Source organism: Lacimicrobium alkaliphilum, assembly GCF_001466725.1.
In the GTDB taxonomy this organism is placed as follows: Bacteria; Pseudomonadota; Gammaproteobacteria; order Enterobacterales; family Alteromonadaceae; genus Lacimicrobium; species Lacimicrobium alkaliphilum_B.
This window is the reverse complement of sequence record NZ_CP013650.1, coordinates 1,661,835-1,686,550: the sequence shown is the minus strand read 5'-3', so window position 1 is coordinate 1,686,550 and position 24,716 is coordinate 1,661,835. Positions and strand designations below refer to the sequence as shown.

Below are 24,716 nucleotides of genomic sequence, written 5' to 3'. Positions count from 1 at the left end.
CGCCGGTTTTTCGACTACTCCCTTAATTCCCGCCTGAGGATTTTACCCACATTGGTTTTCGGCAGTTCCTCACGGAACTCCACCTGTTTAGGTACTTTATACCCGGTAAGATGCTTACGGCAATGGGCAATTAACTCTTCTTCGGTGAGAGAGGCATCTTTTTTCACTACAAAAAGTTTAACTGCCTCACCGGTTGCCTCATTGGCCACACCCACTGCCGCCACTTCAGCAACACCATCATGCATGGCCGCCACTTCTTCGATTTCATTGGGAAAAACATTGAAACCAGACACCAGGATCATGTCTTTTTTACGGTCAACAATAAAGAAACAGCCTTTTTCGTCCATGCGGGCGATATCGCCGGTAGCCAGCCAGCCGTCATTCAGCACTTCCCTGGTTGCTTCTTCGCGGTTCAGATAGCCCTTCATCACCTGGGGGCCTTTCACATAGAGTTCCCCTGGCTCACCGGGTGCTACCAGATTGCCCTCTTCATCTATCAGCTTAACGTCAGTAGAGGGTACCGGCATACCGATAGAACCGGTATATTCTGGTGTGATAGTCGGATAATTAATACTCACCACAGGGCAGCACTCAGTCAACCCGTAACCTTCCAGCAGAACATGGCCAGTGACTTTTTGCCACTTCTCTGCAACCGGACGCTGCACTGCCATGCCACCGCCCAAAGCAAACTTAAAATTACTGAAGTCCAGATCCTTGAATCCCGGAGTATTCAGCAAGCCGTTAAACAAGGTGTTGACGCCGGTTAATACGGTAAAGGGGTATTTGGCCAGTTCCTTGACAAAACCCGGCATATCCCGGGGGTTGGTGATCAGCAGGTTTTTGCAGCCATATTTCACAAAGGTCAGGCAATTCGCTGTCAGCGCAAAGATATGATAAAGCGGCAGGGCCGTCACTACCAGCTCTTCAGAGTCATTCATCACAGGCTCCAGAATCACTGAAATTTGCTCAAGATTGGCAACCATATTGCGATGGGTGAGCATGGCCCCTTTGGAGACCCCTGTCGTGCCACCGGTATATTGCAAAAAGGCGATACAGTCTCCACTTACATCGGGGCGGGTATAGGTCATGGATTTACCGGCATGGATCGCGTCCATAAACCCCTTGGTATTTGAAAGCGAGTATGAGGGCACCATCTTTTTGATATGTTTGATAACAAAGTTCACCAGCCAGCGTTTGGGAGCCGGCAACATATCGCCAATCTGAGTCAGGAAAACCTGCTTAACCTTAGTTTCACTGATCACCTCAGCCAGGGTATGGGCGAAGTTCTCGACAATGACAATGGCCTTGGCATCAGAGTCATTTAACTGATGTTTCAGCTCTCTTGCGGTATACAAGGGGTTAACATTCACCACCGTCAGCCCCGCCCTTAGCACACCAAAAATCGCCACTGGATTCTGCAACAGGTTGGGCATCATGATGGCTACGGCATCGCCCTTTTTAAGCCCCATATTCTGAAGGTAAGCGGCAAACTGGAGGGTATAATTGTCCAGCTCGGCATAAGTGATTTCCTTGCCCATATTGATAAATGCGACTTTATCGGCGTACTTTTTTACCGACTGTTCGAAAATATCAATAATGGATGAATAATGATCTGCATCGATTTCGGCAGGGATTTCAGCAGGGTAATGCTCTAGCCAAGTCTTTTCCACAATGCCTCCTAAGGGCTTTTCTCGTTATTATGGTGAACCTGTTGTTATTTTAACCACTTTTTAACAAGGGGTCTGACCACTATAGTAGCCAAAGCCCCAGAAAAGATAAATGACTAAAGTCGGCCTGTTAGCTTGTGCCGCAATCCTGCCAGAATCTCAGTAGTTGCTCTGCCACCGGCTGTGGATTATCCATATGCAGATGATGGCCTCCTTCGCACTCTGTTGCCTGTAAGTTTTTAATCAGAGCAGCGCGATTTTGCTGATTCAGTCGGACTTTTTCAAAACCAGTGCTGCCAGTGATAGCCAGCACCGGGCTACTGATGCTGCGGAGAAAGGCAGTAGCCTGCTCTTCTGTCATTCTCAGTGACGAGATGGTTCTGAGCCTTCTGTCAGTGCGCCATTTCAGACCTTGTTCATCCTCTGACAGATTGCGCTGTACCAGCAACTTTGCCGACTCACGGCTAAGATCCCCTGCCATCATGCGGGCCGTAGCTGCACGCTCCAGTGACGGAGGGTGCCTGGCTTGTTTTTTGTCAATTTCAATCCGGCTTAATACTGACTCCCGTAACTGCGCGGGACTACTTTCAGCCTCGCGGCTCAAGGGGCCAAAGGCTTCTATCATGGTCAGTGTGAGAATCTGTTCAGGAAAAGTCGCCGCATACAACGAGCTGATGATGCCGCCCAGAGAATGCCCCAGCAGATGGAACTCTTTCCAGCCCAGTGACTGAGTCAGCTCATAAATATCCTGCACCCAGTCAGGCAGGTGGTAGTGAGCGTCGGCGCTGCGATGGTCAGAGTGGCCATGGCCGATTAAATCAATGGCGAGTAAATCAACATTCTGAAGATGCTCTGCAAGGGGAATAAAACTGGCACTGTTATCCAGCCAGCCATGCAATGCCAATACTTTTGTCCCGTTAGGATCACCGAAACGCTGCCCACTGATACGCTGGTGGCGCAGTTGAAAAGAAATGTCTGTCATTATTGTCCTGAGGGAAAATAAAACTGACCTTAAAGATTTCCCCTAGCCGATGCAACCGGCTTTTACCAAAAACAGAAGGCGGCAAAATATTGCCGCCTTCTGTAATTTTTTTGCCGTATTGTCCGACAAGGCGGCAATTTAATGCCGCTGTATTTTACCCATATCACGGTTGTTATTTTGCCGTGGCTGGGACTGGGCGGGCCTCGGTCTGGGAGCCGGTGATGGCGAACTTTCAGGCCTTGGGCGGGGACTATCTGCAGAACCCGAATTAGTCGGCCAATGCCCAGTTGAATTTCTTGAACGAATAATCAAACGCTGATGGTAAGGCCATAAATGCCAGCCATACCAGGAAGAGTAATAACCAGGCCAATACCCCATGCCCACGCCGACTGTAGATACACTGACTCTGTCTACATTCTTCCACATATGGTAGCCGCTGGCATTAATCACAGGGAACACATATTCATGTTCACCAACCGTACCGGATTCACTGCCACCGACTTCACCTATCACGGTGAGCAAACGCCCTGTTTTATACACCATAGGATCGAGAAAGCCGTCTATATAGACCCTGAAACGACCAGCACTTTCATCACTGGTAACAGGACGGCCGTAGCTCTTGAGGGGGTAATACAACATCTCTAGACGGGTATTTTCCTTGAGATTATCGACTCTGGCGATCACACCACCCCAGCGGACCTTATTACCCGAAGTTTGCTCCGGGCTGGCAGACACCTGCTGATAACTCAGCAGATTGCTCTCGTCTTTCAGTTGTATGGGCTCCGGGATGGTGCTACATCCCGCCAACCCCAGTATCATTGCCACAAATAAAAGTCGTTTCATATACTTTACTCCTTCAATTCGACATTCCTGATTGCATATCATCAGGTTAACACAAAGCCTGAAACTCACTAGTTACATTATGTGGTTTTTAACTGAATCTATACTGAACTGGATCAGGTACGGCCGCTGAGCTAATCACAATCCCTGCAATACCTTCAGACGTAGGTATCGATTCCCATGGATTGTTGGATCTGCTCTCTGACCTGTAGACGGGAAAGGCTTTGATAGGCATCGATAGCCTGGCGATTGCGGGGCTCTGGCTGGTCATAAAACTGTTGCTGCTGTTTGCGATAGCGCTCGGCCTCAACCTGAGACTCTTCACTGCCCTGGCGAATGACAGTCTGCGAACGGGGTAGTTCAGTAGGGGCATTATCCTGTTGCTGGCGCGGATTAGCCTCCCGCGATGTTTCTTTAATCGCAGGATTAACAATCAGACCTTGTTGTGACGCAACTAAGGAAGACTCTATTTCCACCGTGTTTCCATCAACAGGACCAGCCAACTACACAGCATAGTGCTTGATCTCTGACTAGCAAAACATATACAAAAACTCTGCAAAAATCGTTCCTTTATCTGCCAGGCAACTTCTTCCAGGTCACCTTATCACGCAGATAAACCGGCTCCGCTTTGTCTGCGCTGACGGCTTCCCCCTGTTCGAAGGCGACCTGTGCCAACGGCAACATATAACGAGCCACGGGGTAAAGGATGTTAGTATCTTTTTCCACCCTGGTCAGGCTATCCAGTTGCGGATAGGCGGCCCAACCAGTACCCACACCACACCAGCTTTGTGGACTTGCCTCAATCATGGCGGCCGCTTCCTCTGGTGGCAGTACCCTTTCTTGTTCAATCAGTTCTGCCTTGCCCTGACAGGACTGATAACAGCCCCAGTAGACTTCACCCATACGGGCATCAATTGCGGCAGCAATATTGTCCTTGTTTTGTTGCATGATGGCCTGCTGGGCCATGGCCGCCAAAGTGGATACTCCCACAACAGGTAAATCTGCACCAAAGGCCAGCCCCTGAACCATACCTGTGGCGATGCGCACACCGGTAAAGCTGCCGGGCCCACGCCCAAAAGCCAATACATCAAAGTCCTTAAGAGTCATTTGTGCTTCAGACAACAATTGATCCACCATGGGTAACAATCGCTGACTATGCTGCTGTGGACACAGCTCAAACACCTCAAGTATTTCTTCCTGTGCACTGCCGCTGTTACGACTAAGGGCAACGGAGCAGCCTTCGGTGGCCGTATCTATGACCAGAATATTCATAATGCGTGGGTCTCTTGTTGTTCAGGTTGGCTAACTGACTGCGCTTCAGATTGTGGGATCTGCAACTGCTGTAAGAATTCTACAGCCTTGTTCAACGTGCGGGTTCGCTGCATTGGCGGCAAGCTGGTAAGAAAAATTCGCCCGTAATCACGGGTCACCAGACGGTTATCACAAATCACCAACACGCCTTTGTCTGAGGTATCGCGGATTAACCTGCCCGCGCCCTGTTTCAGGGCAATCACGGCTCTGGGGATCTGGATCTGAGCAAAAGGGTTGCCGCCGTGTTTTTTACAATCGTTAATTTTCGCCTCCAGCAACGGATCATCCGGCGCCGCAAAGGGCAGTTTGTCAATCAGCACACAGGTCAAATCACTGCCCCTGACATCTACCCCCTCCCAAAAGGCACTGGTGCCCAGTAGCACACCGTTGCCCGAGGAAAGATATTCCTCCAACAGCGCGCCTTTACTGGTGCTGCCCTGCACCAGTATCGGGTTGGAAATTCTCTCTTCCAGTGCCCTGGCTACCTGCCGCAGCATAAAGTGACTGGTGAAGAGTAAAAAACAGCGGCCTTCACTGGCTTTGATCAGCTCAAGCGATACGTTAACCAGTGCTTCGCTGCGGTCTTTCGCCGTGGGCTCGGGCAAGTATCTTGGCACACACAACAAAGCCTGCTGCTGGTAATCAAAAGGACTTTCGAGGCCCAGTGTGCGCGCCTGTTTGAGTCCCATCTGGCCGGTAAAGTGCTCAAAACCGCCGTCCACCATCAAGGTGGCAGAAGTAAAAATCCAGCTGCGTTTGGGTGTTTCGATATAATCGGCAAAGCGCTGTGCAATAGAAAGCGGCGTCAGGTGCAAAATAATATGCTTGGGCGTGGTTTCATACCACAAGCTGACGCCCTGCTTTTCGGTATCGGTAAGTCTCGCCAGGCGCCCTCTGGCCTGAATGCAACGTTCATACACGCTGTCGAGATCCTTATCGCGTCCGAGATGCACTTTTAGCACTTCGTACACCAGATCCAACGCATCGCTCAGGCGGGTTATCTGGTTTTGCACTGTTTCGGTCATCAGTGCCTGCTGCCAGTTGCCCTTTTGCGGTTGCTGTGGAAATTGCAGACGCAGATCCATGGCACTGACCCGCAGCTTTTCTGCAGCCTTGCTAAGCTGCCCGGCGTCTTTGAGCTTGGTGCGATAGACCATTTCCATGTCCGAGCCCATCTCCGCCAGTTGCCTGCTGGATAGTGCTTCACCAAAATACTCACTGGCAATATCCGGGATTTGATGAGCTTCATCAAACAGCACCACATCCGCCTCGGGGATCAGTTCGCCAAAACCGGTATCTTTGAGCGCCATATCGGCGAAAAACAGATGATGATTAACCACCACCATATCCGCATCCAGCGCCTTGCGCCTGGCTTTTACCAGATAACAGTCATCATAATCGGGGCAGTCTTTACCCAGACAATTGTCTACGGTAGAAGTGACAAAAGGCAGCACTTTGGCGTCTTCCGGCAGGCTTTTCAGCTCGCCCATGTCACCACTTTTGGTGCTGTTGGCCCATTCTCTGACCTGGCTCATCTGGTGCAGGGTCTGCTTTTCAAACAAAACCGAGTTGCCACCGTGCTGAGATAAGCGGTGCAGGCACAGGTAATTAGCCCGGCCTTTCAGCAACACGGTTTTCTTATTGCTGCCGAGTGCCTTTTTCACAATAGGCAGGTCACGGTGAAACAACTGCTCCTGCAAGTTTTTCGTCCCGGTGGAAACGATCACCTTTTTATCACTGGCCAGCGCCGGCACCAGATACGCAAAAGTTTTACCGGTACCAGTACCCGCCTCTACCACTAGTTGTGCTTTGTCTTTTATCGCTTTATCCACCGAGGTGGCCATCTCGGTTTGCTCGGCCCTGGGCACAAAGCCCCCGACCTGCTGAGACAGAGCCCCGTCACTGGCAAAAATCTGTTTAACTGATGGCACGGACACTCCTGACTCGCTCTGATAACCGCGGCAGTATAACAAAAGCTTATTCAACTGACTGCAATCACTTAATCCGAACAGATCAAAAGGACGATTCGTCTATAAAGCCAGCGAATAGCCAGGGTTATTGATTTTTTGCTTGATTAAGCTGAATGAATTCCCTACCATACGCGGCGCTTAAACGGCTGAGATTTACTCGCCAGAGCAACGAGCACGCCGCAGTGCTCCTGAAGCCAACTTGCAACAAGGCTTCAAAAACACGGCAGATAACAAGATTTAGGTGAGGTGTCCGAGTGGCTGACAAATTTGTCAGGAACAAATTTGGACATCCGCAGGATGGCCCCGAAGGGGCGCAGGGCAGGACGCCCGGAGCAACGAGCACGCCGTAGTGCTCCTGAAGCCACTTTGCAACAAGGCTTCAAAAAACGCGGCAAACAATAAGATTTAGGTGAGGTGTCCGAGTGGCTGAAGGAGCACGCCTGGAAAGTGTGTATACGGCAACGTATCGAGGGTTCGAATCCCTCCCTCACCGCCATATTAATGAAGAAAACCCGGCAAACTACGCCGGGTTTTCTGCTTTCTGGCGTCCGGTCGCAAGCGTCCAGGGCTATCGCCCGTTCACTTCGCGCGGCGCTATGCGTCTAAAGAAAGCGAAGTTCACCCCTCACCGCCATATCAAACAAAAAAGCCTCGGTGCAGTTTGCCGGGGCTTTTTTATTTGACCCGGTGACGGGAGGACTTGGTTCGAACCCTTTGGTTCGACTAAAACGTCGGGAACGTTTTAGAACAGCCGAAGGCTGGCCCGAAGGGCAAAATACAGGGATGTATTTTGTAATCCCTCCCTCACCGCCATATTAATGAAGAAAACCCGGCAAACTACGCCGGGTTTTCTGCTTTCTGGCGTCCGGTCGCAAGCGTCCAGGGCTATCGCCAGTTTAATCACCAAAGTAAACTAATCCCCTGAATACTTTGCAAACTTTCGTCCAAACAGAATACCAATTACTATGCCCGCTGCCGCCCCAATCAACATTCCTATGACCCCGAAATAAGCCACCTGACCATATATTAAGCCCGTGACTGTGCCAATAGCTATTCCGGCAGCAAGACCGTAGCAAATAACCAGAGCTACCCCCTTACTTCGATGCTTTTTCCTTCCCCGCATTTTTCTCTCCCTGGCAGGTTCTTTATATACAGCTAATTTCAGTGTTGAGCCCTAAACATAGAGTATAGTTGCCAGTATAAAGATCGTTGATTTGTGTCGGGCCAGGAAGGTACGAAACAAGCAAACACGACTTGTGTGAACGTTTTTATTCTGTATGGCGAACTCCACTTTTTTGCTTCTAAGTATCCTGTGGCAAACGCCCAACCTATCCTGCTTTTCTTTGCGCAAAATCCAATTCCACAGTATGTTGATAGTCAGTTTTAACTTTAAAAACGGGACATCAGGATTTCTATGCATATCGCCACTTTGGTACTGATTATCCTTTCAGCCGGTATCGCCAGTCAGTGGCTGGCTGCCCAGCTCAGACTGCCAGCCATTGTGGTGCTTATAGCCTCCGGGGTAATGCTTGGCCCCGTTACAGGAGTCATAGAGCTGGGATTATCACAAACAGAACTGACCGAGCTGATTGGCCTGGGTGTGGCGATTATCCTGTTTGAAGGGGGGATGGATTTAAAACTCAGTGAATTTCGCCGCATGGGTCATGGGATCCGCCGTCTTACCATTCTGGGTCCACCGCTGGGATGGCTGTTCGGAGGCCTGGCTGCTCATTATATTGCCGGTCTGAGCTGGCCTGTGGCCTGGGTACTGGGTGCCATTTTAGTGGTAACCGGACCCACGGTTATTTTGCCCCTGTTACGCCAGGCCAAACTCAATCAGGAATCGGCCTCGCTGCTTAAATGGGAAGGTATTGTTAACGACCCTATTGGCGTATTACTGGCCGTGCTGACCTTTCAGTATTTCACACTTGCCGATACCGGTCTGGTGCAGACGCTTACCGGCATGGGCGCGGCCATTTTTGCTGCCGCACTATTTGGTGGCCTGGGTGGCTGGCTGACAGGCTGGCTCTATCGTCGCGGCTCGGTACCTGTGCATTTAAAAGCGCCCATGCTGATGGTACTGGTGCTTATTGCCTATTGGGCCAGCAATCTTATCCAACATGAAGCTGGCTTGCTGACGGTCACCGTTATGGGAGTAGTGATTGGTAATATGAATCTGGTGGAGCGTGAATCGCTCCAGCACTTCAAGGAAAACCTGACCGTCATTTTGCTTTCTGTGCTCTTTATCATCATTCCATCGCAACTTAAATTCAGTCAACTGGATGAAATTAACTGGCAGGTGCTGGCCTTTGTACTGGTGGTACTGCTGATTATCCGCCCGCTGACCATCTTTCTTGCTACCCTGGGTGGTGCTATCCGCAAGCAGGATAAATTGCTGCTGGCCTGGATTGCACCGCGAGGCATAGTCGCAGCAGCCTCGGCCGGGATATTCGGGCCTGCGTTGGTCAGCGCCGGCTATGCCGATGCAGAAAAACTGCTGCCCATTGTTTTCCTGATCATTATTGTTACCGTACTGGCCCATGGTCTGACGCTGGGAAATCTGGCCCGCAAGCTGGGTTTAGCGGCACAGTCGGAAAACGGCCTGTTGATCATCGGCGCTTCGCGCTGGACTCAGGTACTGGCGCAGGCCTTAAAAAAACTGAATATCGATGTACTGGTAGCAGATGGTGCCTATCATCGCCTAAAAGCTCTGCGCATGGACGGTATCAAAATTTACTATGGTGAGATCCTCTCTGAGCATGCGCACCACGAGCTGGAAATTGAACACCTCAGTCATCTGTTAGCGGCCACTGACAATGATTATTACAATGCCCTGGTGTGTAAGGCTCAGGGCAAGGAATTTGGCCACCACCGAACCTTCCAGTTCGCTATTCACAAAGAGTCCAATCAGGCACAAAAACGTTTATCCCTGCAGCAGCGTGGTTATGGCGCCTTTAACCCGGATGCGACGTTTGAAGCCCTGCATCAGTGGCTTGATGACGGCTGGACCATGCAAACCACCAAACTCAGTGAAAGCTTTGACTTTGAGAAGCTCAAAGAGCGTCTCGGTGAACCCGGCAGTGAATGGCTACTGGTGGGTGGGCTGTCCCCTCAGGGTAAGCTCTGGCTACAAACTGCAGAGCGCAGTATTAAACTTAACCCGGGAACAACATTACTGTACTTTGCACCGAAAAATATGGAAAAAGAGCTGAAAAACCAGAAAAAAGAAGAGGCTGAACAGAGCAAAGATACGCCCGAAGATGAAGATAAAAGAACCAATGAGTAATGCCCGGAAAGTCACTGAACTGGAAACATGGAGCCGCAGTATTATTTTGCAGCTCCACGGTAAGAATTAGTCTCCAAATGAGCCAGCGGCCCCCGGAAATACTACCGGGCTTTCCAGGCCATTCTCTGCCACACTGGCCACGCCGAAGAAGTAGTTATCAATTACCACATTCTCAAGGGTAAATTCAGTGACATTGCCCACATAGCGGCTGAACTGCCACTGGGGCTGGTCGGTATAACGCCAATAAATACGGTACCCCTTGACCAACTCTTTCTCATTACCGTTCGCTGTTGCCCAGCTCAGGGTTGTATCTGGCGTAACAGCCCCATCGATCTTCACTGATGCAGGAGGAGCTGGCGCCCAGGCCATGCTGGCCAGTGATACGGCATTCAGCCCGGTCAGCTTGGCGGCATACTCAAAGTTTACGCCATCGAGTGTATCCCCGTATTCAGTACCATTTTCCGTGCGCAGATCCTGGTGCTGACGATCATAATGCTCGTTGGTTTCCATAATGCGGATCGCAGGAAACCCTTCATCATTGAAAGGCCGGTGATGCCCTCCCCGACCGAAACGATCGAGGCGATAAACCATCATGGTATCGAGATTAGGAATATAACGGTCAGCAATACGGTCAATAAACCGGGCCAGATTACGTGAGGGCGAGTCCACTTCACCGCCGGTAAAACGTCTCATACGGGCTTCCTCCGGGGTTTCTGTCTTGCGGGTACCTTCTGAGAAAAGCCGGGCAGTGGTATTATTCACCACACCATTAATACCGGCGATATTACCAATCATGTCATTATTCAGTACCGCTTTGACGCGCCAGCCATCTTCCTTTGCCTTGCGGGCCATAATTTTTCCGCCAAACAGGCCTTGCTCCTCACCGGCCAGCGCCGCATAAACAACTGAGCCATGGAACTGATACTGACTTAACACTCTGGCCGCTTCCAGCGTGCCTGCAACGCCGGAGGCATTATCATTCGCTCCCGGGGCATCGGCGGTGGCATTCATCACATCAGAAACACGGGAATCGATATCTCCTGACATCACCACATAGCGATCGGGGTCGGTATGACCTTTCTGCACTGCTATCACGCTGACCACTTCTGTAGCCTCAGGAATGCGGGTTTCCCCTTCGATTACATCCGATTGAAAGTACACTTCAAGACAACCACCACAATCTGCTGAAATGCGCTCAAATTCGTCCTTTATCCAGCGCCTTGCCGCGCCGATCCCTCGTGTATCAGATTGTGTTTCAGACAAGGTATGGCGGGTACCGAAGCTCACCAGGGTACGGATATCCTGCTCTATACGCTCAGCAGACACCCTGGCCGCAATATCGTGCAGTTGTTGTTCAACGTCGCTCTCAGCAGATATTACCGGAACACTTATCATTGCCGGTAATAACGCCAACGGAATAAAAGGCTTTAACACTTAACACCTCAACACTTGTGGGTTTGAGGAGTCAGCCTAGCATGGAAAAACAGCCTGAACAGGGGGACGGAGATAAAGCGAGCAATTGGCAGGCTCAGCGTCTGCTGAACCTGCAGAGATTTAAACTCAGGCGTTACCTTTAACTTTCATTTTATGGGCTGCAGCAAAATCCAGCATCCGGTCTAATGGCACAAGAGCTTTCTGGCGGGTTGCTTCATCCACAAAAATTTCGTGACCGGTGTTATCGGTCAACGCCTCGTGAATTGCCTGTAATCCGTTCATGGCCATCCAGGGGCAATGGGCGCAACTGCGACAGGTGGCACCATTGCCGCCCGTTGGCGCTTCCACAAAAGTCTTGCCCGGTGCGGCCTGCTGCATCTTGTAAAAAATGCCTTTGTCGGTGGCCACGATCAGGTGCTGATTCGGCAAGTCCTGAGCCGCTTTGATCAATTGCGAGGTGGAACCCACAGCATCAGCCAAATCAACCACATTGGCCGGTGACTCAGGATGAACCAATATGGCAGCGTCAGGATATTGCTCTTTGAGTGCTTTTAACGCCCGGGCTTTGAACTCATCGTGCACCACACAAGCACCCTGCCACATCAGCATTTGAGCACCGGTTTGTTTTTCAATATAGGCACCGAGATGGCGATCAGGCCCCCAGAGGATCTTTTTCCCCTGACTGTCCAGATGCTCAACAATCTCCAGCGCAATACTGGAGGTAACAACCCAGTCTGCCCGGGCTTTTACCGCCGCAGAGGTATTGGCGTAAACCACAACAGTATGATCCGGATGCTGATCACAAAAGGCACTGAATTTGTCAGCTGGGCAACCGAGATCCAGCGAGCAGGTGGCTTCCAGAGTCGGCATTAGTACCGTTTTCTCCGGGCTCAGGATCTTCGCCGTCTCACCCATAAAACGCACACCAGCAACAATCAGGGTCTGTGCATCAGCATCACGACCAAAACGGGCCATTTCCAGTGAGTCCGCCACACAACCCTTGGTTTCTTCTGCCAACGCCTGAATTTCAGGATCTGTGTAGTAATGAGCTACCAGCACTGCATCCTTTTGTTCCAGTAAGGCTTTAATTTGCGTCCGATAATCCGCTTTTTGCTCTGTACTCAGCGGCCGGGGCTTGGCCGGAAAATGATAATCAAGCGTGTCTATGGTCTGTGTCTGGCTCATACTGCTGCTCGGCATCCGCTTAAAAGGGCGCAGATTATACCGCTCCTGAAACTTAAATGGTATGGGATGATAATAGGCATTGCTCCTTGTAACACTGATGTTTTAGTCTGAGACAACAGTGGCAAAAGAAATTCTCAATTCCCTCAGGCCTGGATCAGGTCAGACTGTAAATAAATCTTGAAGGAGTCAAAGGATGTGGACACAGGGTAAGGTAGTAAAACGCATTGATTGGAACAATGAACTGTTCTCGCTCTTTATCGATGCGGATATAGGCGATTTTACTGCGGGTCAGTTTGTTAAGCTGGGGCTGGACCTGGACGAAAAGCGAGTGGGCAGAGCCTACTCGCTGGTAAACGCTCCTGAAAGTGATTTGCTGGAAGTACTGTTGATCAGTGTCGAAGATGGTCTGCTTTCCCCCGCACTGCACCAATTACAGCCTGGAGATACTCTGCATGTCAGCGCCAAAGCCAGTGGCTTTATGACTCTGGACTGGGTGCCCGAGGCCAGAGATTTATGGATGCTGGCCACCGGCACCGCAGTCGGTCCCTTTATCTCTATGTTGCGCACAGAGGCTCCCTGGCAACGCTTTGAACATATTGTACTGGTATACGGGGTCAGATTTGCCAGGGATTTGGCATATAATGAGGAGTTACAGGCATTGAGCACTGAAAAAGACTCTCGTTTCTCATATCTCACCAGTATTACCCGGGAGTCACTGCAGGACACCCTGAACTACCGGATTCCACAGGCCCTTGAAAAAGGTCAGCTGGAGCAATGTGCTGGCATAGCAATAACGCCGGAACACAGTCATGTGATGCTCTGCGGCAATCCGGCCATGATCGCCGATACTCAAACACTGTTGATGGAAAAAGGGCTGAAGAAAAACCTTAAACGTAATCCTGGTCATATCAGTATGGAAAGATACTGGTGAAAAACAGCCCTTTTGCGGCACAGATCAGTGCTTGTTTCACTGCTTTGGTGCTAATTTTGTGCAATCAGGCTAGTTTTAGACCATTCAGACAGAAAAATGTCATTTAAATCCATAATTGGCTTGCACCAGGTCAGGATTTCAGTAATATATGCGCCCGTCGTGACAGACGGCAAAACGGTTTTAAATGTGGGTCGTTAGCTCAGGGAGTAGTGGACATTAAAAGTCAACTGCGGAGCCAACGGAGCACAAAAAATTGTAAGATTGTGAGTCGCTAGTTCAGGGAGTAGTGGACGTTAAAAGTCAACTGCAGAACCAACGGAGCACAAAAAGGTTTTAGAATGTGGGTCGTTAGCTCAGTTGGTAGAGCAGTTGACTTTTAATCAATTGGTCGCTGGTTCGAATCCAGCACGACCCACCACTTCTTCTCAATACTCCACCCAGTGGAAGAAGAAGCAAAAAATTCTGTCCTTTCCAAGTAAGATTGTGGGTCGTTAGCTCAGGGAGTAGTGGACGTTAAAAGTCAACTGCGCAGCCAACGGAGCACAAAAAAGATGTCAGATTGTGGGTCGTTAGCTCAGTTGGTAGAGCAGTTGACTTTTAATCAATTGGTCGCTGGTTCGAATCCAGCACGACCCACCACAATCCTCAGATACCCGAATCTTCCCAAGTAAACTCAGAAGTAACACTTAGCACTTTGTCGTGCTGGGTGAGAACCAGCGTTCTGGTTTGACTAAAACGCCGGGAGCGTTTTAGAGCGCGCGCAGCGCGGCCCGAAGGGTGAAGGCGGAATCTTCAGGCGCACCGCGCCGCCCGCCTGAACGCGAGGTCGTGGATAAGCGAGCTGGGGGCCGATCATCAGGGATGTGTTTGCTCCATCACCTGATGGGGCGCAAAGTCAAGGATGATTCCCCGGAGTAATCCAGCACGACCCACCACAATCCTCAGATACCCGGATCTTCCCAAGTAAACTCAGAAGTAACACTTAGCACTTTGTCGTGCTGGGTGAGAACCAGCGATCTGGCTCGACTAAAACACCGGGAGCGTTATTATTCGCTACATCCCTGTAGCTCACCTGCGGCGCAGGCCAGCTAAAGCTGTTCTGAATTGCTCCTACAATTCTTGGTGAACAGCCGAAGGGGCGCCCGGAGTAAAAATACAAATAAAAAGACATTCTCACCGCTGAGTCGCGGAGTTCGCAGAGAAGAGAAGGGACAACGTCTCTGCGTCCTCTGGGCTCTGCGGTAAATTTACCATCAGCAAAGGTCACTGGATGACCGATAACGACACTCGGGCATGACCAAACGTCTTTCTAGTTTTTGGAGAAAACCCACAGACATTTAAACTGAGCAGACAGAACAGTTTGCTTTGAGCTCCCGTCTTACCTGGGGGTCTCTCCCTGGGCAGTAAACATCATGAAACAAATTCTGCTGCGGATTAATAAAAAACCGCTGTTGAATCCGATCCGGGTACAATATCCTGTATCTACTGCAAATGGCTCAAGAGATCACCATGTTACGGATAAAAAACAGTCTCACTCTATTAGTATTGATTGGCACAATGCTGTCTTCGTCAACGAGTCTGGCAGATGGATTAACTGATTTACAACAAGCGCTGGAGAGTCTTAAGGGCACGACGCCAATAAGTGCCACGTTAACCAATACCTTTACCGAGAAGCGCGGAGAGGGCAACGATCTCAAGGAGCAGCAAGGATCCGCAGACATCCTGCTCGCTGATGACGGCAAAGGTCTGCAAATTACCTACCGCAAAGCCATACTGGAAGTCATGGAACAGGAAGCCAGTCTAAAATCAGAGGATGAAGACGCATCGACTCCAACTCAGGATGCAGTCAATAATCTCGAAGCCAGCGAGCTGAAGTCAAAACTCTCTGCAGCAGCTAATCTGCTGCGCTTTATCCAAAAAGCCCAATATCAGGGTGAAGAACCCGGCACTTGCGAGCTTGGTGAGGTACGTCTGCTGAATTTTGACCTGCCTCTGGAGGCGGTGATCAGTAATAAAAAGGTACGGGATTATGTAAAGCGCTTTGACGGAGAATATCGCATCTGGATTGACGAAAAAGGTTTCCCGCTGAAATCGGAAATTAACTTTTCCGGTAAAGGCCGCGCCTTTATCTTTTTTACTATGGAAGCACAGGCCCATACACAGACCTACTATCAGGTAGTGGGTGACAGGCTGGTGATCCTTGACCGCAAATATCATCGTGCCTATGACTCCAGCTGGGACTCCAGTGAAACTCGTGGTGAAGAGACACTGGCACTGGATCAACCCCATCAGCTCACTGACAACAATCTGATTGCTATTTGTGAAACCGGGGAACAGCCCTCGCGGGGATAGGCTTTTTAGCGGCGTCGCAAATGCAGGGTGATTTCTTCACGGTCATGGTAGAGATGTTTGGCCTGCAGACTGTAAGGAATACCATTTAGCTGGTCAGCAATTTCCTGCTCTGCCTGTTGCCAGGATTCATACCGCCGTTTCATCGGTAGCTTAAGATTAAAAATCGCTTCCTGGCACCAGCCTTTGGCCAGCCAGCTCGCCATCAGCCGCGCCACTCTTTGCGGCTGCTCGACCATGTCACAAACCAGCCAGTGGATGTTTTTCTTCTTCGGCTCGAACTTAAAACCGTCCTCGGCAAAATAGCGCACCTGCCCGGTCTCCATCAGGCTTTCGGCCATAGCACCGTTGTCGACCGCCTGTACAAATAACCCCCGCCTGACCAACTGATAGGTCCAGCCGCCGGGGCAGGCTCCCAGGTCTACTGCCTGCATGCCCCCTTGTAAGCGGGTTTCCTGCTCACTTTTGCTGAGAAACACCTGAATGGCCTCATCCAGCTTCAGGCTTGAGCGGCTTGGCGCATCCGGTGGCGCCTTTAACCTCAGTATTCCCTGTGGCCAGGGAGAAATCTGAGCCGGCTCAGCATAACCAACGAATACTTCATGGCTTTGGGTAAAAAAGGCAAAAAACACCGGTTTGTCTGGTCGCTCTTTTTTACTCAGTGTGCCGTTTTTGCGTAAGGCCTGGCGCAAAGGCACGGTAAACTTGCGACAGAACCGGGACAGCTCCCTGCCCTCTGTTGTATCAGGGTATTCCACCCTGAGTTCGCCACATTGTGGAAAGTCACTGCAGGCTTGCAAAATCGGGCTGATACGATCTGCCGCATCCAGACTCTGTAATCTGGCCACACAAACAAAGATCTGGCGGGCAAAAACCAGGTGCTGTACAGACAACTGTTTGGCCAGTTTTTGCGCATCGCCACTCTGATAACATTCAAACAAGACAAAGCCAGTACCACTTTGGGTACGGGCAAAGCCATATACCTCAATGCTGGCAGCTTCATCCTGCAGCTCATTGGCCAGATCGCCTTCAAAGCCAGGGCGACAATAGGCCAGTAATGATCTCGTCACAATGCGCTCCGGATGCTGGCAATCAGCAACAGCAGCCAACCCAGGATCATCGCCAGCCCACCCAGAGGGGTGATCGGGCCAAACCATCGAATACCGGTTAAGGCCAGCAAATACAAGCTGCCGCTGAACAGTACAATACCCACTAATATGCTGATAGCGGACCATTGCAACATGGGCTGCGGCTGATGGCGGTACAACAGCACCAGCAGGATCAGCGCCAGACTATGCCAGAGCTGATATTGCACTGCGGTCTGAAAAGCCGACATCATGCTCTCTTCGAGCCGCCCCTTGAGACCGTGAGCGGCAAAAGCTCCCAGCATCACACCTGTCATGGCTAAAAAGGCGCCTGCGGTTAGGATCCAGTTCATAGTTGCTCCTTAATAAACTCAACACTTTGTTGTGCGGCAAAATCCATATTCTGCGCCAAAGAAACGCCGGAAGCTTTGCGTGGTTTAAAGCTGTGTTCACCATCCGGTACATAAACCCGCCTTACCCGCTGGTGCAAGGGATAAGACTCTGATTCGGCCCTGTTGCCGAACGGGTCCCTTTCCCCCTGCAGGATCAACACCGGCTTGCCGTCTTTAAGCAGATGTTCTGTGCGCAGTTTATCTGGCTTACCGGGAGGGTGAAACGGATAGCCGTAACACAGGCAACCTCTGACCTTTTGCTGTTCTTCAAGCATTGAGGCCACTCGGCCGCCCATAGATTTGCCACCAATAAACAGCGGCAGATCGTCTGTTACACTGGCGATGGCGCTAATAAAATCCGCACTGAGCTTAGGCAGGCGTTCTGGCGGGCGGCGTTTACATTCGGTTTCACTGCGCTGCATATAGGTAAAATTAAACCTGTGCACCCTTATCCCCTGGCCACACAACAGCTGTGCCAGTTGCTGCATAAATTCACTGTGCATGCCTGCCCCGGCGCCATGGGCGAGCAGCAGAGCGGCAACAGGCTGCTCAGCCTTACTGGTCAATAACATCATCTTGCTGTTCTTCCTGTACCTGATTGATCACCCACTGGCGGAAGGTGGCAATTTTTCCCAGCTCAGCCTGAGATTCATGGCAAACCAGATAATAAGCATTTCTGGTAATCAATTTTTCATCAAAGGGGCAGATTAAGCGCCCCGCCTGAATTTCAGGCCTGGCTAACACGCTGTGTCCCAGCGCAATCCCCTGTCCCAGCGCTGCTGCCTGCAACACCAGCATGGAATGACTAAACACCGGGCCCTGGTTCACATTAACGCCCTGCACATTAAAGTGTCGGATCCAGTTCTTCCAGGCTTCTCTTGAGGCATCATGCAACAGCGTGTGATGACGTAAGTCATCTAACTCTTCAAGGGGTTTGTCAGACTGAAACAACATGGGAGAGCAGATGGGGGTCAGGTACTCAGTATGCAATTTGTCAGCAAGCAATCCGTTCCAGCGCCCCTTGCCATAATACACAGCCACATCCACATCATCGGTCAGATGTCCTTCATCAAAATCCACCGCCTTGATACGCACATCGATATCAGGGTGTTCGGCGCTGAATTTATTGATCCTCGGCACCAGCCACTGGATGGCAAAGCTGGGTGGCAAGGCGACTGTAATTGCTCCTTTTGCTCCTCTTGCCAGCAACCGCTGGGTGGCATCCTGCAATGAACTGAAAATATCTTTGATATCCAGGTAGTACCCCTGCCCCTCTTCGGTCAAAAGCAGTGTCCTGTTTTTGCGTAAAAACAGTTTCATCCCCAAAAAAGACTCAAGGGACTTAATCTGATGGCTTACCGCGGCCTGTGTCACAAAGAGTTCATCGGCCGCCTTAGTAAAGCTGAGATGACGGGCCGCAGCCTCAAAAGCCTTAAGAGAATTCAGTGGTGGCAGTCTACGTGACATAGGGGTGACACTTCCATTAGTTTTTCTAATGATATTGACTCAATTAATGTCAATTTAAGTCGAGTCAATAACAGGTTATATTTTAACCGTGAGAGAAAAAAGCCTTTATGGTTAATTAGTTAAGATAGCAAATTTTTAACAACTCTCTCACAAAAGCGTAATTTTAACATTAATTTAACTAGAGGTTAGCAGATGAAAAACTTTACCAGACTTATTACCCTCGGCCTAGCACTGATTGGCGCCCAACAGGCCGGTGCTGAAGAAATCACCAACAAAGACTGGCTGTTGCAGCAAGGCAATGAGTATATCAGGGAAGCCGTGATTAATCTGGATTTGCCGGTTATGGCAGAGCTTAAGCGCCTGAGCAAACCGACAGCCGAACAAAAACAATCGCCAATGCTGGCAAAAAATGAAACTAAGGTACTGACACCGGTAAAAGCTTCGGCGTCTGAGTAAACCCGGAAATTCTGCAACCTTAAAGGAAGCGAATGACCGGTTCGTGCTGGTATGGACGCCTTGTTTAACTGCCCTTGCAGTCAAACAGATATTTCATAATTACGCCTTCAGGCGGACCTCTGCGTCCGCCTGAAACCTGTATGCCAGAGCATCAACCTTAAAAAAACCATCAGCTTGAGCTGGTGTCCAGTGGCGCAAAGTCTTTAATCAAATCATCCAGCGCCTTCATTTGCTCAAGATAGCCCTCTAATCGGGCCAGTGGCAGCGCACAAGGGCCGTCACATTTAGCCTGATCGGGATCAGGATGAGCTTCGATAAATAACCCGGCCAGCCCCAGAGCCATACCGCTGCGCGCCAGTTGCGCCGCCTGCGCCCGGCGGCCATCAGCAGAATCAGTCCGCCCCCTGGCTTTTGCAGGGCATGAGTGGCATCGAAAATCACCGGAGCATAGGCTTTCATTTCATCCATGCCCAGCATATCCACGACCAGATTGTTATAACCAAAGCAGCTACCCCGTTCACAGAGGATAATCCTGTCATTGCCCGCTTCCATAAACTTATTGATGATATGGCGCATTTCATGGGGTGCCAGAAATTGTGGCTTCTTCACATTGATCACGGCCCCGGTTTTGGCCATCGCCACTACCAGATCGGTCTGACGAGCCAGAAACGCCGGTAACTGAATCACATCCACCACCTCTGCCACCGGCACGGCCTGCCAGGGTTCATGCACATCGGTGATCAGGGGGACATCGAAGGTCGCTTTAATTTCGGCAAAAATCTTAAGGCCCTCTTCCATGCCCGGGCCCCGGTAGGAATGCACCGATGAACGATTGGCCTTATCAAATGAGGCCTTGAAAACATAAGGGATCCCCAGACGCTGGGTGACTTCCTTATAGTGCTCGGCAATGCGCATGGCCAGATCTCTGGACTCCAGCACATTCATGCCACCAAACAACACGAAAGGTTTATCATTGGCCACGTCCAGCCCGGCGACATTGATCAACTGCTGATTATTCATCCGGCAACTCCTTTCATAATAATGCCACACAGATAAGCCATGTAGGTGCCCAGACCATAGCCGACCACGGCCAGCAATACTCCTACTGGTGCCAGTGAGGGATGAAATGCCGCCGCCACAATAGGCGCAGAGGCCACGCCGCCCACATTAGCCTGACTGCCCACCGCCATATAAAAGACCGGCGCGCGAATGATCTTTGCCACCAGCAACATCAGTCCGGCATGCACCAGCATCCATATAATACCCAGCACAAAGAAAACCGGTGTATCAACAATCTTGGTGATATCCATTTGCAGACCGATGGTGGTCACCAGAATATACACAAACAAACTACCGATCCGGGATGCACCCACATGCTCCAACTGGCGCACCCGGGTAAAAGACAGGGCGATACCTATGGTGGTGGCGAACACTACCAGCCAGAAAAAGCCGCTGTGCAAGCTGAATTCTTTGCCCCAGGGTGCATAGGATTCCATAAAGGGCACAGTGACATCCGCCAGGAAGTGGGCCACACCACAGGCGCCAAAGCCCACCGCGAAAATCATGATCATATCCCGCAATTGCGGAATACGCATATTCTCGGTCTCAAACTTCTGCACCTTAGTGATCATCACTTCGATGGCAGAGGTGTCAGCGCCACTTTTTGCATCCAGCTTTTTGGCGTTAGCCGCCATCACCAACAGCACAGCGAGCCAGATATTGGCGATGATAATATCCACCGTCACCATGGTGGAGAAAATACCGCCGCCTACTTCGAAGATTTCTTTCATGGCCGCCTGGTTGGCACCTCCACCAATCCAGCTTCCGGCAATGGTGGTCAGTCCGCGCCAGACTTCATCCGGCCCCTGTCCACCCATGGCCTCCGGCGCCACTGCTGACATGATCAACATTGCAATCGGGCCACCAACCACAATACCTATGGTGCCGGTAAAAAATAAAATCAGCGCCTTGGGACCAAGGTTAAATACCGAGCGCAAATCCATACTCAGGGTAAGCAGAATCAGACAGGCGGGCAGCAAGAACCGGGAGGCCACATAATACGCATTGGAACTCGACGCATCCACAATGCCAAAAGTGGTCAGCAGAGATGGCAGGAAGTAACAGAGGATCAGCGTCGGCACGAAACGGTAAAATTTCTGCCAGAACGGATGGGGACTGCCTGCCGTATAGAACACGCCACCAAGGATCAGCGCGAGCATGCCTATTACCACTGCGTCGTTGGTAATCAATGCCGTTTCTGTCATTTTAACTCCTTCTTCTAACCAGCAAACCTGAGCAGTCAGGACCTTTAGTGCAGCACTACTGACTTCAGGCTGTGACTGCGCAGCTGTAATTTAAGTAAATGGGCGGCAGGGTCCTGTGGACACTGACGAATATAGTACCGATAATCGGCGTAAGCACCGCCATGACAGTTAAGTTGCTGTAAAAGCCAGCCTCTGCCACGACGCTCATAGGGATCGTCCGGGCTCAACATCACCAGCAAATCACTCACCGTCAGCGCCTGTTGAAACTGATCCTGATTGATAAATGCCCCTTTCAGGTTCTGCAACTGGCGTATCAGCATGTCGCGGTTACTGGCCGGCATCACAAAGCCGGCCGGCATACTTTCTTCTTTGTCATCCCCGGCGATCTGGTGATATAGCTGCTCCAGCTCTGGCCAGCTCAATGTCTTACCGCTCAGGGCATCCATAAACTGATACTGTCTGTCGCTGAGTCTCACCCTGACCAGATAATGACCCGGAAAACTGACGCCCGTGGCATCGAGTCCCATGGCCCGGGCAAGGTGACAATAAAGCATGCACAAACATACCGCACAACCGTTACGATAAAGCATGACCTGATCCATCAGGGCATAATTCGAGGCCAACAGATTTCTGGGTTGGCCGGCAAAGCCCAGTTCAGTGAAAAACAGCTTGTTTAGCTGCAGTACCTGTTGATGCGTTGAAGAGCGAAAATTAATTCGGGAGCGAAACAATGTTTCCCACTGTTTCATCATGGACAGGTAAAACGATAACGGCATATCCGCGTCAAATTGCTGTGCCACCAGCAACGAAGCGCTCAACACGTCATCTTTATCCAGTGCATGCTGTATAGAAGTGTTCATCGCAGAAAGCTCATAAACAGGAGGTATCGGCCTGTATCAGACATCAGGTATGCTCTGGCAGGCTTCAGGCTTCAGGCCTCAGCCAAACAACAAGGGCTGCTTCATGATCGCGACTTTGGCCGCAAACACCAGCCAGGCCAGTGCACCAACAAAGCCTACCCAGCGAATAAACACCGTGCGTCCAAGTTTAAGCGCAACCAGACCCATCAGAATATACAACAATACCGCAAACAGTTTTTCCGTTACCCATGCATGCACAAAGGGGTACTGAGCGATCAGCACACACAGCCAGACAGCAGTAATCAGCAACAGCGTATCAACGGCATGAGGGACCACTTTCACCCATTTTTTCTGCAACATGGCGGAGCCACGCATTGTCCAGAAAAAACGCAGGATAAACAGTGCCAGACTGATGGATATAACGGTGAGATGGAGATGTTTGACCATGGCGTACATACTACGGACCTTATTATTGTAATTATCCAGGCTGCAAATTTACTGTGTTCAGAAAGGAAAATCGAGTTAAGAATCAGACTTTACGGCTAACTCCATGTCAGACAGGTTAATTTAGCCGGATAAATCACCGTTTAGGGGCTGTCATGCCCATCACCGTCCTGCTGAATAGCCAGATCATCAGGATAAGCCACGGCGATAGCTTCCAGCTTATCTTTGTTGTCCAGAAGGATATCCACAAGCTTTGGCTCAAACTGCTTACCCCGCTGCGCCTGAATATTTTCCAGCACCTTTTCCATTGGCCAGGCATCCTTATAACAGCGCCGCGCCTGCAGCGCATCAAACACATCAGCCAGCGCGGTAATGCGGCTGAAGATACTGATTTCATCTCCCTTCAGTCCCTGAGGATAACCATTGCCGTCCCAGTGTTCATGATGATCTCTGGCCATTTTCGCGGCAGCCTGAATAATCGGTCGTCTGGAATCTTTTAACAACTGATAGCCAAACTCAGTATGGTGACGTACAACCTCTTTTTCTTCATCATTCAGTTGACCAGGCTTGAGCAAAATGGCCTCAGGAATTTTCAGCTTGCCCACATCGTGCAGCGGAATGGCAAGCTTAAGGATATTAATTTCTTCTTTTTCCAGGCCATATTCACGACCAAGCAGTTCACAAATCATGGTCATTCGCTGGATATGTTTGCCTCCACCCATCTGCCGCTCCAGCGCCTGTCCCAGGCGCTCGACAATCTCTCTTTGGGTATCCTCAATGTCTTTGGTCAGCAGCACATTATCAAAGGCGATTTGTACGTTCTGGGAGAATATCTGTAGCAGGTGTTTATCTGTGGGCGTCAGCTTTCTGGGCAGTCCGGACAGATACAGCAAAGAACCATTGAGGGTTTTGCTGTTGCAATAGGCCACAAGATATTCATCCTGATAAACAATATCCTGATCTTCTAGCGCTTTATTACAGGACGCCAACTGTTCACCATCAAGCACTGCATCGAGAGTCTGGCCTTCATGGTTGGCAAAATCACCCTTACCGCTGAAAATATAGAATTGCGATGACTCCTCGTTGTCTATAGGTCTGGGGCCGGCCACGGCAGAGGTGATGTACGCGGCATCCTGAGTACCGCCTATCAGCGACGATAGTTGCTGAACAATACCGTCGATAAAGTTTTCCAGAGAATGGATACTGAACAGATCAGCAGAGGCCGCGATAATTTTCTCCAGCCCCTGACGGTTTTCTTCAATAACGATGATATCCCGGTAAGAACGCAGGGTTGCGATGACCACAGTAAACAGCTTCTGAGCCGTCAGTTCTGTTTTGGATTTATAATCGTTAATATCATAATTGATGATGACATCCCGTTCTGGTGCCTGGCCTGGTTGTCCGGTACGCAGAATAATACGGGTGAAGTGATTATTGGCATCATTGCGGATAAATTCGGCCACCTGCAAACCGGCATCATCGGTTTCCATCACCACATCTAAAAGCACAATGGCAATGTCGTTGTGAGTAAGAAAAATCTCTTTTGCTTCGGCTCCGGAGTAGGCGCTGATAAATTCAATACCTTTATCCTGAAAAACAAAATCACTCAGGGCCAGTTTGGTAACGGCATGCACTTCAGGCTCATCGTCTACAATCAGCACTTTCCAGTTACTGCGTTCGCCCACTACCTCATCTTCGGTCTCATCCATAAACAACAGCTCATCAGACATAGTGGACGTCTCCTTGGATTTTTATAGTTATGCAAAACTTACTTATAGACCGGCATGGCCCTC

At 50.4% G+C, this 24,716-nt stretch carries 20 protein-coding genes, 3 tRNA genes and 1 pseudogene; 7 read left to right on the top strand and 17 right to left on the bottom strand.

Going from position 1 to position 24,716, the window contains the following annotated elements; genetic code table 11:
• Positions 1-14 precede the first annotated feature (14 nt).
• From fadD to AT746_RS07650, 6 genes are all read right to left on the bottom strand, one after another.
• Positions 15-1,670, bottom strand: coding sequence for a long-chain-fatty-acid--CoA ligase FadD (fadD, locus tag AT746_RS07675; protein WP_062478650.1), 1,656 nt, complete (start codon positions 1,668-1,670; stop codon positions 15-17).
• Between the two features lie 127 nt (positions 1,671-1,797).
• A complete protein-coding gene (locus AT746_RS07670) occupies positions 1,798-2,649 on the bottom strand; it encodes an alpha/beta fold hydrolase (protein WP_062478647.1) in 852 nt (283 codons plus the stop codon).
• Between the two features lie 138 nt (positions 2,650-2,787).
• The gene (locus AT746_RS07665; protein WP_082633188.1) at positions 2,788-3,492 is read right to left on the bottom strand and encodes a Slp family lipoprotein; all 705 of its coding nucleotides are present in this window, start codon (positions 3,490-3,492) and stop codon (positions 2,788-2,790) included.
• Between the two features lie 155 nt (positions 3,493-3,647).
• On the bottom strand, positions 3,648-3,965 hold the full coding sequence (locus AT746_RS07660; protein ID WP_062478645.1) for a hypothetical protein: 318 nt from the start codon (positions 3,963-3,965) through the stop codon (positions 3,648-3,650).
• Positions 3,966-4,059: 94 nt separating this feature from the next.
• On the bottom strand, positions 4,060-4,761 hold the full coding sequence (gene tsaB / locus AT746_RS07655; protein ID WP_062478641.1) for a tRNA (adenosine(37)-N6)-threonylcarbamoyltransferase complex dimerization subunit type 1 TsaB: 702 nt from the start codon (positions 4,759-4,761) through the stop codon (positions 4,060-4,062).
• The gene (locus AT746_RS07650; protein ID WP_062478638.1) at positions 4,758-6,731 is read right to left on the bottom strand and encodes an ATP-dependent DNA helicase; all 1,974 of its coding nucleotides are present in this window, start codon (positions 6,729-6,731) and stop codon (positions 4,758-4,760) included. The genes tsaB and AT746_RS07650 overlap by 4 nt, the downstream gene beginning before the upstream one ends.
• A gap of 447 nt (positions 6,732-7,178) precedes the next feature.
• Here AT746_RS07650 and AT746_RS07645 point away from each other — a divergent pair.
• A tRNA-Ser gene (locus AT746_RS07645) sits at positions 7,179-7,266 on the top strand.
• Between the two features lie 918 nt (positions 7,267-8,184).
• Complete coding sequence (locus tag AT746_RS07630; RefSeq protein WP_062478631.1) at positions 8,185-10,056, top strand: cation:proton antiporter; 1,872 nt, start codon at positions 8,185-8,187, stop codon at positions 10,054-10,056.
• Between the two features lie 66 nt (positions 10,057-10,122).
• On the opposite strand, the gene AT746_RS07625 is transcribed toward AT746_RS07630, so the two are convergent.
• Both AT746_RS07625 and nadA read right to left on the bottom strand, forming a co-directional pair.
• Positions 10,123-11,451: a M28 family metallopeptidase gene (locus AT746_RS07625; RefSeq protein ID WP_062478629.1), complete on the bottom strand. Its 1,329-nt coding sequence runs from the start codon at positions 11,449-11,451 to the stop codon at positions 10,123-10,125.
• 165 nt (positions 11,452-11,616) lie between these two features.
• Positions 11,617-12,675 (bottom strand): quinolinate synthase NadA, encoded by a 1,059-nt coding sequence (gene nadA / locus AT746_RS07620; protein WP_062484072.1) that lies wholly within the window; start codon positions 12,673-12,675, stop codon positions 11,617-11,619.
• Between the two features lie 193 nt (positions 12,676-12,868).
• Between nadA and AT746_RS07615 the strand changes: the two genes are divergently transcribed.
• From AT746_RS07615 to AT746_RS07600, 4 genes are all read left to right on the top strand, one after another.
• Entirely contained in the window at positions 12,869-13,606 is a 738-nt protein-coding gene (locus tag AT746_RS07615) for a ferredoxin--NADP reductase (RefSeq protein ID WP_062478627.1), read from the top strand.
• 342 nt (positions 13,607-13,948) lie between these two features.
• Positions 13,949-14,024 (top strand) — tRNA-Lys (locus tag AT746_RS07610).
• 145 nt (positions 14,025-14,169) lie between these two features.
• Positions 14,170-14,245: transfer RNA gene (locus AT746_RS07605), tRNA-Lys, on the top strand.
• 870 nt (positions 14,246-15,115) lie between these two features.
• Complete coding sequence (locus AT746_RS07600) at positions 15,116-15,958, top strand: hypothetical protein (protein ID WP_156413648.1); 843 nt, start codon at positions 15,116-15,118, stop codon at positions 15,956-15,958.
• A gap of 5 nt (positions 15,959-15,963) precedes the next feature.
• Here AT746_RS07600 and rlmM read toward each other — a convergent pair whose 3' ends face one another.
• Genes rlmM through AT746_RS07580 form a run of 4 tightly spaced genes read right to left on the bottom strand, consistent with a single transcriptional unit; the run spans position 15,964 to position 18,899 of the window.
• The gene (gene rlmM / locus AT746_RS07595; RefSeq protein WP_062478620.1) at positions 15,964-17,025 is read right to left on the bottom strand and encodes a 23S rRNA (cytidine(2498)-2'-O)-methyltransferase RlmM; all 1,062 of its coding nucleotides are present in this window, start codon (positions 17,023-17,025) and stop codon (positions 15,964-15,966) included.
• Positions 17,022-17,393 (bottom strand): DUF423 domain-containing protein, encoded by a 372-nt coding sequence (locus AT746_RS07590; RefSeq protein WP_062478617.1) that lies wholly within the window; start codon positions 17,391-17,393, stop codon positions 17,022-17,024. The genes rlmM and AT746_RS07590 overlap by 4 nt, the downstream gene beginning before the upstream one ends.
• On the bottom strand, positions 17,390-18,007 hold the full coding sequence (locus AT746_RS07585) for an alpha/beta family hydrolase (RefSeq protein ID WP_231731043.1): 618 nt from the start codon (positions 18,005-18,007) through the stop codon (positions 17,390-17,392). Before AT746_RS07585 ends, AT746_RS07590 begins: the two co-directional genes overlap by 4 nt.
• On the bottom strand, positions 17,988-18,899 hold the full coding sequence (locus AT746_RS07580; RefSeq protein WP_062478614.1) for a transcriptional regulator GcvA: 912 nt from the start codon (positions 18,897-18,899) through the stop codon (positions 17,988-17,990). The genes AT746_RS07585 and AT746_RS07580 overlap by 20 nt, the downstream gene beginning before the upstream one ends.
• 192 nt (positions 18,900-19,091) lie before the next feature.
• Here AT746_RS07580 and AT746_RS07575 point away from each other — a divergent pair, with 192 nt between their 5' ends.
• A complete protein-coding gene (locus AT746_RS07575; protein WP_062478611.1) occupies positions 19,092-19,355 on the top strand; it encodes a hypothetical protein in 264 nt (87 codons plus the stop codon).
• Positions 19,356-19,524: 169 nt separating this feature from the next.
• Here AT746_RS07575 and kdsA read toward each other — a convergent pair.
• From kdsA to AT746_RS07550, 5 genes and pseudogenes are all read right to left on the bottom strand, one after another.
• Positions 19,525-20,375, bottom strand: a pseudogene (kdsA, locus tag AT746_RS07570) (3-deoxy-8-phosphooctulonate synthase).
• Positions 20,372-21,619 (bottom strand): DUF819 domain-containing protein, encoded by a 1,248-nt coding sequence (locus tag AT746_RS07565; RefSeq protein WP_062478608.1) that lies wholly within the window; start codon positions 21,617-21,619, stop codon positions 20,372-20,374. The pseudogene kdsA and the gene AT746_RS07565 overlap by 4 nt, the downstream one beginning before the upstream one ends.
• Before the next feature lie 44 nt (positions 21,620-21,663).
• Positions 21,664-22,479 (bottom strand): SirB1 family protein, encoded by an 816-nt coding sequence (locus AT746_RS07560; protein ID WP_062478603.1) that lies wholly within the window; start codon positions 22,477-22,479, stop codon positions 21,664-21,666.
• 78 nt (positions 22,480-22,557) lie between these two features.
• Complete coding sequence (locus AT746_RS07555) at positions 22,558-22,935, bottom strand: SirB2 family protein (protein ID WP_062478600.1); 378 nt, start codon at positions 22,933-22,935, stop codon at positions 22,558-22,560.
• Positions 22,936-23,066: 131 nt separating this feature from the next.
• Positions 23,067-24,653 (bottom strand): DUF3369 domain-containing protein, encoded by a 1,587-nt coding sequence (locus AT746_RS07550; RefSeq protein ID WP_062478597.1) that lies wholly within the window; start codon positions 24,651-24,653, stop codon positions 23,067-23,069.
• Positions 24,654-24,716: the final 63 nt, after the last annotated feature.